Raw genomic sequence first — 257 nt, 5'->3', positions numbered from 1 at the left:
TGTAATTAAGCAAAATAACCAATGGGTACCATTAAATAACATGAGCAACTTTGAACTTGAAACAACTTATAAAAACAATACAGGAACATTCCCTATTAATTTTGCACCAGTTAAATTGGTTGGAAGTGCAGGTGCTGTATCAGGGACAACAGGGCTAACAGCGGGTTATTTGTCACCTGATACCACAAAAGGATTGCCAACTCCAACGACGATGTTAATTCGTGTAGATTTCAAAATCAGTTCAACAGATACAACAG

1 protein-coding gene is annotated in these 257 nt (G+C 37.0%); it reads left to right on the top strand.

What is annotated here, in order from left to right:
* Window positions 1-40: 40 nt before the first annotated feature.
* On the top strand, window positions 41-257 hold a 217-nt coding region (locus PQG54_RS12360; RefSeq protein ID WP_271807751.1), incomplete at its 3' end, for a hypothetical protein.

This window comes from Commensalibacter communis, assembly GCF_947179015.1.
Taxonomy (GTDB): Bacteria; Pseudomonadota; Alphaproteobacteria; order Acetobacterales; family Acetobacteraceae; genus Commensalibacter; species Commensalibacter communis.
This window is presented reverse-complemented; position numbering and strand designations above follow the sequence as displayed.